General features: G+C 58.4%; 7 protein-coding genes. 5 read left to right on the top strand and 2 right to left on the bottom strand.

Annotated elements, in window-relative coordinates:
• Positions 1-122 precede the first annotated feature (122 nt).
• Together AB7E65_RS11300 and AB7E65_RS11295 are read right to left on the bottom strand one after the other, a co-directional pair.
• Positions 123-665 (bottom strand): C-GCAxxG-C-C family (seleno)protein, encoded by a 543-nt coding sequence (locus AB7E65_RS11300; protein WP_428745931.1) that lies wholly within the window; start codon positions 663-665, stop codon positions 123-125.
• Positions 666-698: 33 nt separating this feature from the next.
• Positions 699-950: a hypothetical protein gene (locus AB7E65_RS11295; RefSeq protein ID WP_428745930.1), complete on the bottom strand. Its 252-nt coding sequence runs from the start codon at positions 948-950 to the stop codon at positions 699-701.
• A gap of 447 nt (positions 951-1,397) precedes the next feature.
• Between AB7E65_RS11295 and AB7E65_RS11290 the strand changes: the two genes are divergently transcribed.
• The 5 genes from AB7E65_RS11290 to queF form a co-directional block, all read left to right on the top strand.
• Positions 1,398-2,504 carry a YeeE/YedE thiosulfate transporter family protein gene (locus tag AB7E65_RS11290; RefSeq protein ID WP_428745929.1) on the top strand — a complete coding sequence of 369 codons (1,107 nt, stop codon included), beginning with the start codon at positions 1,398-1,400 and terminating at the stop codon, positions 2,502-2,504.
• Positions 2,505-2,510: 6 nt separating this feature from the next.
• Positions 2,511-2,780 carry a sulfurtransferase TusA family protein gene (locus AB7E65_RS11285; protein ID WP_428745928.1) on the top strand — a complete coding sequence of 90 codons (270 nt, stop codon included), beginning with the start codon at positions 2,511-2,513 and terminating at the stop codon, positions 2,778-2,780.
• Positions 2,764-4,470 (top strand): PAS domain-containing sensor histidine kinase, encoded by a 1,707-nt coding sequence (locus tag AB7E65_RS11280; RefSeq protein ID WP_428745927.1) that lies wholly within the window; start codon positions 2,764-2,766, stop codon positions 4,468-4,470. Before AB7E65_RS11285 ends, AB7E65_RS11280 begins: the two co-directional genes overlap by 17 nt.
• Positions 4,463-5,806 (top strand): sigma-54-dependent transcriptional regulator, encoded by a 1,344-nt coding sequence (locus AB7E65_RS11275; RefSeq protein WP_428745926.1) that lies wholly within the window; start codon positions 4,463-4,465, stop codon positions 5,804-5,806. The genes AB7E65_RS11280 and AB7E65_RS11275 overlap by 8 nt, the downstream gene beginning before the upstream one ends.
• Positions 5,807-6,085: 279 nt before the next feature.
• Positions 6,086-6,875, top strand: a 790-nt coding sequence (queF, locus tag AB7E65_RS11270) for an NADPH-dependent 7-cyano-7-deazaguanine reductase QueF (RefSeq protein ID WP_428745932.1), incomplete at its 3' end; no start/stop codon positions are given.

The following is a 6,875-nucleotide window of genomic DNA, read 5'->3' as shown; positions in this document are numbered from 1 at the left end:
GTTGAGGGAGACGCGGTGTTACCCCAAGCAGACATGGCCGTTTGAGGCTCTTCCGGATGCTGATACTACGACAGGGGGCGGTTTATTGCCGCCCCTTGTCGTATCAAGCTGATTTCAAAAGATTATTTCGTGTGATCGTCGTGACAGTTCAGGCAGTCACTGAGGCCTTTTTCGTTATAGCCATTTTCCTGACCGTGACAGCTCAGGCAGTTTTCCGTATCTTCGCTATGATTGGCACCGACGAAAGCGTACTTACCTTCCATGAACTGATTGAGCATCTCTACCGTTCGGTAGGCGGTGTCGCCTGCCACTTTGGCGCATCGGTCTTTCCGCTGCTTTTCATTATAAGAGGCCCCCGCCGCCATCATCCAGGTCGATGCGGAAATATGGCACAGGGGGGAGTTCGGAACGCGCTGAACCTGATTTTTGTATGTGGCGATCTCGTCATAACGCTTGGAAGGGAAATTTTGCTGGCTGTACCATCGAGCCAGATCCGCGACCAGTTTCGAGTGGGTTTTCTTGTCGTCGTAAACCACCAGATTGATAATAGCGGCACAAACACCAATGGAGCCACACAGGGTACCTTCGTCGCCATAACCGCCGGCGGCATGATGAAACATGTTATCGGGAAGCAGGGTGTACGGGAAACCGATCTGTTCTTTCATGAGGCTGAGGACCCCCAGCCAGGCGCCGGTGCCTCAGCCACCTTTTTCGTGATAATAGTTGAAGGCTCTTGTGCCCGCCTCCATGGGATCGAGCTTCTTCCAGGGCCAAGGCAGCGCCGGCGCCGAAACCGGCTCCGGGGTCGGAACTTCCTTTTTGGGGGCGAGTTCGGCCATGGCAACTTTTCCCACCAGGGCGCTTCCGGCCACCGCCATTCCGGTTGCGGCAATAAACCGGCGCCGATTGAAAGTAGTTGATTTCTCTTCTTCCGCAAGTTGTTTAATCATGGGACCTCCTTTTTTTCGGGCCGCAAACCCCATCCAGCAGGTGCGGCGATTTTGAAACAAGGTCGTTTGGGTTGTTTCCTTGCGCCATAACGAATTTTCTATTTCATGACATTACACAGGACATGCCAATCAGTCCCGTCCATGAGAACCGACCGTCGCACGGATGTATTAATCCGGGGCATCACAGATAAGAAAATTGTTATGGAATAGCAAGTTGTGGTATTTTTTGGCGAAACGGCCATAAAAATTTCGGACAGTTCTTTACAGACCACCCCGAGGAACGGGCCATCCACTTATTTCTTTCATATTGAAAGATACTTACATTTTGAAATAAACTCCAAAGAGGGAAGATGGCGTCAATGAAAGGTTCTGGGCCCCGACCTCTCAGCCGGTCGGCCTGAAAAATCCAACCGACAGTCTTTGGGGTTTACAGGGGGGGAGTACTGCATGTTTTTGACGGGCCTATGGTCCTGGTTTTTTTTCTATTTAGGTCTCGGCCTGGCGCTGGGCACGGTGCTGTATCGCAGTGACTTCTGCATGGCGGGAATTCTGCGCGATATTTTCCTCTTCAAGGATTACGAACGTCTGCGCCACCTGTTTCTGGCAATGGCCCTGACCCTCTTCTTTTTTCTGCTCTTACGCACCTTTGGCACCCCCCCTCCGGACAATTTTTTCATCGGCCAGAAAAGCTATCTCCTGGGGGGGATGGGGGGCGTTGTCTTCGGTTTCGGGATGGTGCTGGCCGGGGGTTGTGTCATCGGCAGCCTCTACAAACTGGCTGGCGGCAATCTCACTTACCTGCTGGTTTTTACGGGGATCGTTCTCGGCAGCCTCTTGTACGCGGAGTTGCACCCCTGGCTGCGCGCCCTGGGGAAAAGCAGTTCCTGGGGCGGAAATGACAACCTCCTCGATCGCTGGCCCGGCCTGGTCGGTGGTTCATCCTGGATGTTGGCGGGTATTTTGCTGCTCTTGTTTCTCTGGTGGTGGCGCCAGGGGAAGTGGACACTCGGCGATGTCCCCGACGGCTACCTGCAGCCCTGGCGAACGGCCATCGTCCTTGCGCTGCTCAACCTGGCGGCCTATGGTGCAAGCGGTCTGCCGCTGAGCGTATCCACCATGTACGCCAAGTTGGGAGCGCTGATGGCAGAGGGGTTCGCCCCCACGCATGTGGCCGCGCTGGAGTATTTCAACCGCCCCACCTTTGCCGTTACGATCGGAGAGACTGCCTTTCCGGTCAGCGGGGGGCCGCAAGTTGACTTTTATACCTACACGGAAGGTGGCCTGATGCTTGGAGTGCTGCTGGGCGCCTTTCTTAACGCCCTCTGGCGCAAAGAGTTCCGCCTTTCCGGATGGCCACCCCGACGACAAGGCGCCTCGGCCCTGACCGGCGGTATCCTCATGGCCCTGGGCGCGCGCATGGCCAATGGTTGCAATATCAAACATCTGCTCGGCGGAGTGCCCTTGCTGTCGCTTCATTCCCTGCTCTTTGTCTGTGGCATGCTGGTGGGGGCCTGGCTCGGTGCCCAGCTATTGCCACGCATCATTCTGAGGTGAGACTCTATGCAATCCCGTGAAATTGTCGAAATCGTCGACCTGAACATTCTCGGCCAGGTTTGCCCGGCCTGCCTGCTGGTGGCCCTCAATGCCCTCAACGACCACGAGGAAAGCCTGCGCTGCGGCACCAAACGTCTGGTGGTGCGCACCGATCACCTTGACAGCACCCGCACTATTCCTAAGGCGGCGCGCAAAATGGGCTACGAAGTGGAGGTTAAAAAGGGGGAAAGCTGCTACGAAATTTCGATCGGGAGAAAATATGAGCCACCCCGATGAAGAGAGAGAGGCCCTGCGCCGACGCTGTCTCGAACTGGAAACGGAAATTCGCGCCTACGCCCGCTATATTCGGGACAAGACCAACTTCATGCTTGAGGTTATCGGGACCAAATCCCTTGAAGAGGACGAACTCAACGATCAGATCCTCATCAAGCTGGACCCCATCGGCATTGTCGCCCGATCTTTCCGGCAGATTCTGACCAATCTCAATCAGACGATCGATGAACTGCGTGAAGCGAAAAATGAATTGCAGGCCATCTTCGATGCGACCGGCGTCGGCATCTCGATCATCGACCGTCATTTCATCATCGAACGCTGCAACGAAAAACAGCGGGAGATGCTCGTCGACCCCGATGTCGAACAGGTTTCCGGACGGCACTGCTATGAAGTCTACTGCAACCGCAGCGGACCGACATCGGGATGCCCGGCCCTCGATTCTTTCGAGACGGGCAAGGCCGCCCTGGTGCGGGAAGTGCAAAAAAAGGGGCGCTGGTTTCAGCTGGTGACGACCCCCTTCTCACGCTCGGAGGACGGCAGAGTCAACCGGGTGATCGAAGTGGCGATGGACATCACCGAGAAGAAAAAGGTCGAGGATGCGGAAAAGGAACTGCGAGAGTTCTGCCAGACCGAAAGACGCAAGCTGGCGACCGTGATCGAAAGCCTTTCCGAAGGGCTGCTCGTCGTCGACGAGGAGGCACGGATCGTCTCGTACAACCTCGCGGCGGAGGCACTCACCGAACAGCGCCTGGGCGAAAATCGCCACCGCCCGCTGGTGGAGGCGGTGGCCGAGTTTGCCCCTTTGCTGCACCCTGAGGCGGGCAATGTCCAGGGCGTTGAAGTCACGCTCCGCACCTGCAAGGAAGCGGACTTGCTGCTCTCGGTCAATGTCCGGTGCCTGTCTGACCACGAAGGGCGCCCCCTCGGCCGCGTCCTGACCTTTCGTGATATTACGGAAGAGAAAAAACGTGCCGAACTCTATCACCGGGCCGAAAAGCTGGCATCCATCGGTCAGCTTTCCGCCGGCGTAGCCCATGAACTCAACACGCCCCTGGGCAGCGTTCTCGGCTACGCGCGGCTCTTACTGAAAGATAAAAACCTGCCCGATCACCTGAAAAACTGGGCGGAGATCATCGCCGAGCAGGCCAAAAAGAGCAGCACCATCATCCAGGGCCTTCTGCGTTTTGCCCGCCAGTCCAGTCCGGCCCAACGTTGCCTCGAGGATTGCCAAATCAACGAGGTGATCCAGCGAACCCTGAGGGTCTTGTCCACGGAGCTGGGCAAGCGAAAAATCGAGCTGATCAGCGACCTTCAGCCGGTGCCGGACCTTCTCGCCGACCCCCAGGAACTGGAGCAGCTCGTTCTCAATCTGACCATGAACGCTATGCAGGCGATCGGCGCCAGCGGCAGCATCCGTATTGCGACCTCCCCTTCCGGCGACAAGGTGGTTTTGAAGATCACCGATGACGGGCCGGGTATTCCCGAGGAGATCCGCTTCCGCATTTTCGACCCGTTCTTCACCACGAAAGCTCCGGGCGAGGGGACCGGCCTCGGCCTTTCCTTGTGTTCCGGGATTGTCAGTGACCTGGGAGGAACGATCGATATCGCCGAGGGGAAAAAGCGGGGCGCGACCTTTATCGTCTCACTGCCGGCACGCCATGCGGTAGCGAACTCGGGAGAACCCCATGCCTGAATCCTGTTCCATTCTGATTGTCGAAGACGATCCGGCCATGCGTCACCTCATCCGCGACACTCTCGCAACCGAGGGGATCACGGCACAAATGAGCGAAGACAGCCGTGCCGCCGCCCGGCTGATCGCCGAAAGCCCGATCGATATCGTCATCACCGACCTGATGATGCCCCACCTGGACGGCATGGAAATCCTCGCCCGGGCGCGGGAGCATAATCCCGACGGCGTGGTGATTCTCATCACCGGCTACGGCACCATCGAGTCGGCCGTGGCCGCCATCCGCAAAGGCGCCTACGACTATGTGCAGAAACCTTTTGAGCCGGATGCCCTGACGCTGACGATTCGGCGGGCAATGGAACATGTCCGTCTGGTTCGGGAGAACAAAGAACTGCGCGCAAAAGCGGGGGAGCAACGGGGAGGAGAGCTTATCGGCAGCAGCCGCAAGATGGTTGAACTGAAGAAATTCATCGCCAAAATCGCGCCTTTTGACACCACCGTTCTGATTTTAGGTGAGACAGGAACCGGCAAGGAACTGGTGGCCAAGCTCATCCACCAGTGGAGCTCCCGCTCAGCGCAGCGCTTTCTTCCGGTCAACTGCGGCGCGCTGGCCGAAACCCTTCTGGAGTCGGAACTGTTCGGTCATGTCCGTGGTGCCTTTACCGGTGCCGAGAGCGACAAAAAGGGGCTGTTCGAGACGGTGGACAAAGGCACCATCTTTCTTGATGAAATCAACTCCATCTCCCCGGCTTTCCAGGTCAAATTGTTGCGGGTGCTGCAAGAGGGAACCTATCTCAGGGTGGGGGGACGCGACCCCCGTTCCGTGGATGTGCGGATAATCGCCGCGGCCAACGTCGATTTGGAAAAAGAGGTGGAAGCAGGCCGGTTTCGCAGCGATCTCTACTATCGGCTCAACGTCGTGCCGGTGCAGATTCCGCCGCTGCGCCAGCGCCGCGACGATATCGCCCTGCTGGCCCATCATTTCCTGGCCTCCCATGGCGCCAAATACGGCAAATCGATAACGAGCATCAGCGCCAGGGCGCTGGATCTGCTGCGCGCCTACCCTTGGCCGGGAAACGTGCGGGAACTGGAGAATGTGTTGGAGCGCGCCATCATCGTCGCCGACGAAGATGAACTGCAACCGGCGCACTTACCGAAACTGGCGGCATCTGGCGAGGACCCGACGGCCCCGAACGACCCCCTGATGTCGCTGGAGGAGATGGAGAAGCGGATGATCGTCAAGGGGTTGCAGCAAACCGGCGGGCACAAAGGGAAAACGGCAGAAATCCTCGGGATCAGCCCGGTTTCACTGTGGCGAAAAATCAAAAAACACGATTTGTAAGCTCCCCGGCAAAGCACTCTGCAACCCGATTCCGGCCGACTTTCGCCGAACGAGGACACGGCAACGGCCATTTCACGGAACCTTACCCCAAGACCGAGGCAGGCGCATCCTGCCGCAAGTCTCGTGGCGCGCGCGGGAACGGAGCTGCTCCGCCGCCGGAAATTCCCCTTGACGAAAAAACCGTTCGACTATAAACACAAGGCGTCTTCGCCTCGCCTTCCCGCCGACCAACGTCCGACAACACCTCTTGGCCTGGCCGCCGCGCAACAAGGACACATCATGACGCCACTGGATCAGCTGCCGCTGGGTCAACCGACCCAATATACCGATCGCTATGACAACCGCCTGCTCTGCCCGGTGCCGCGTAGTCTCAAGCGGCAAGAACTGGGCCTCAGCGAGCCCCTGCCCTTTGTCGGCGAGGACCAGTGGAACGGCTACGAACTCTCGTGGCTCAATCCCAAAGGCAAGCCGGTCGTGGCGCTGCTGCAGCTGCGCATCCCCTGTCACAGCCCCAACCTGATCGAATCCAAATCCCTCAAGCTCTATCTCAACAGCTACAACCAGACGCCTTTCGCTACGGAGGTGGCCGTGGCCGAACAACTGCGCGCCGACCTCAGCGCCGTCGCTGGAGCCGAGGTCGCGGTGGCCCTGAGCCGCCCGGACGACCTGGAACTCTGGCAGATCGTCCCTTTACCGGGACAGAGCCTCGACGACCTCGACATTACGGTCGACCGTTATCAGGTGGACAGCGATCTGCTGTATTGCCTGCCCGATGCCCCCGAAGTCGAGGAACGCCTTTACAGCCATCTGCTCAAAAGCAACTGCCTGATCACCTCACAACCGGATTGGGCCAGCCTCTGGCTGCACTACCGTGGTCCGGCCATCGATCACGCCGCCCTGCTGCGCTACCTGATCTCCTTCCGCCGCCATAACGAATTTCATGAGCAGTGCGTCGAGCGCATCTTCTCCGATGTGCTGCGCCGCTGCCGCCCCGTGCAACTGAGCGTCTACGCCCGCTACACCCGCCGCGGCGGACTCGACATCAACCCCTGGCGCAGCACCCACACCC

The sequence above is a fragment of the Syntrophotalea sp. genome (genome assembly GCF_050253115.1).
In the GTDB taxonomy this organism is placed as follows: Bacteria; Desulfobacterota; Desulfuromonadia; order Desulfuromonadales; family Syntrophotaleaceae; genus Syntrophotalea; species Syntrophotalea acetylenica.
Note: the sequence above shows the minus strand (reverse complement) of the source record. Positions and strands in the feature narration are given on the sequence as shown.

Bases quoted from the DNA above. Each gene is read 5' to 3' on its own strand.
- AB7E65_RS11285 (WP_428745928.1), top strand. From the start codon at position 2,511: ATGCAATCCCGTGAAATTGTCGAAATCGTCGACCTGAACATTCTCGGC.
- AB7E65_RS11300 (WP_428745931.1), bottom strand. From the start codon at position 665: ATGAAAGAACAGATCGGTTTCCCGTACACCCTGCTTCCCGATAACATG.
- AB7E65_RS11290 (WP_428745929.1), top strand. From the start codon at position 1,398: ATGTTTTTGACGGGCCTATGGTCCTGGTTTTTTTTCTATTTAGGTCTC.
- AB7E65_RS11280 (WP_428745927.1), top strand. From the start codon at position 2,764: ATGAGCCACCCCGATGAAGAGAGAGAGGCCCTGCGCCGACGCTGTCTC.
- AB7E65_RS11275 (WP_428745926.1), top strand. From the start codon at position 4,463: ATGCCTGAATCCTGTTCCATTCTGATTGTCGAAGACGATCCGGCCATG.
- AB7E65_RS11295 (WP_428745930.1), bottom strand. From the start codon at position 950: ATGATTAAACAACTTGCGGAAGAAGAGAAATCAACTACTTTCAATCGG.